2 protein-coding genes are annotated in these 1319 nt (G+C 67.9%); both read left to right on the forward strand.

Translation table 11 applies throughout. The features are described 5' to 3' along the window. Positions 1-153: 153 nt before the first annotated feature. Positions 154-453 (forward strand): chorismate mutase, encoded by a 300-nt coding sequence (locus tag KZA10_RS15450; RefSeq protein ID WP_021200128.1) that lies wholly within the window; start codon positions 154-156, stop codon positions 451-453. A 161-nt stretch (positions 454-614) separates the two neighbouring features. Continuing rightward, positions 615-1319 (forward strand): ROK family protein (locus KZA10_RS15455; protein WP_218683325.1); only part of this gene is annotated, 705 nt, incomplete at its 3' end.

Genomic DNA, 1319 nt, shown 5'->3' on the forward strand with positions numbered 1-1319 from the left:
CCGACGGCGCCCGGGGGCCGGTGCGGCAGGAGCGGTGGCGGGTGCGTCCTCGTCGTGCGGCGCGGTTTCCGGCGACTCTTCGTTGCTCATGTGCTCACGATAGCGGTGGCCCGGATCGAAACCAGGTTGTCACGCGGCTCTAGAGTAGGGGGCATGACCGCCGCCGAAGACCCGAAGGCCGAACTGCTCCGTCTTCGTGCCACCATCGACAACATCGACGCCGCACTCATCTTCATGCTGGCGGAGCGCTTCCGCGCCACCCAGCAGGTCGGGCATCTGAAAGCGGAGCACGAGATGCCGGCGTCAGACCCGAACCGGGAGGAGCAGCAGGTCGCACGACTGCGTGCCCTCGCCGAGGAAGCGCACCTGGATCCGGAGTTCGCGGAGAAGTGGTTCAACTTCGTGGTCGCGGAGGTCATCCGTCACCACACCGAAGCGGCCGAGAGTCGCTGAGAAGGAGGTGCCGGACGGGCGACGGTGTGTGCAGCACTCGCCCGTCCGGAGCTTGAGGTTCATTGACCAACTAAGTTCAATGAATAAACTTAAGGAGAGACTACGGATCGCGCGGCGATCTGTCAACAGCTCGCAAGGAGCGAGCCTCGGAACGGGAACACATGCTGAGCACGGATGACGGCCTCGACACCCAGGCGTCCGTTCGGCGTGCGAACCTGCGGCGGGCACTGCAGCTGGTCTTCCGGAACCCGGGAACGCAGACGCGCGCGGGCATCGCGCGCTCGACCGGTCTGACCGCCGCCACCGCGTCCTCACTGGTGGCCGAGCTCATCGAGAACCGGCTGATCGTCGAGGGGGAGCAGGCGGCGAGCACCGGCGGTAAGCGGGCGACCACCCTGAGCGTCGACGCGGGTCACCACGTGATCCTGGTGCTGGTGATCCAGCCCCGTCATGCCGACATCGCTCTCGTCGCGCTCGACGGCACCGAGGTGGACGGTCGACGCGTGAACTACTCCGTGGAGAACCGCAACCGTACCCTCGACGATGCCGTCGCCACCGTGGCAGCGGAGTTCGGCGGTCGACTCCTCGCCGCCGGTGTGCAGCTGCCGGGCACGACCGACGGACGTGTGGTGCTCGAGAGCGTGCAGCTGAAGTGGCAGGATGTCCCCCTCGCGGAGCGGTTCGAGCGGGTGCTCGGTGCTCCGGTGCTGCTGATCAACGACGTGGACGCTGAGGCCATCGCCGAAGCCGGCATGGAGGAGTCGCCGTCCGGCTACCGGCTCTTCATCCACCTCGGTGGCGGCGTCGGTGCGGCCGTCACCCTCGACGGCGAGCTGGCGCCGGGGCCGCGCGATCGTGCGGGGGAG

The organism is Microbacterium sp. BF1 (assembly GCF_019279095.1).
Lineage (GTDB): Bacteria > Actinomycetota > Actinomycetes > Actinomycetales > Microbacteriaceae > Microbacterium > Microbacterium maritypicum.

Bases quoted from the DNA above. Each gene is read 5' to 3' on its own strand.
- KZA10_RS15450 (WP_021200128.1), top strand. From the start codon at position 154: ATGACCGCCGCCGAAGACCCGAAGGCCGAACTGCTCCGTCTTCGTGCC.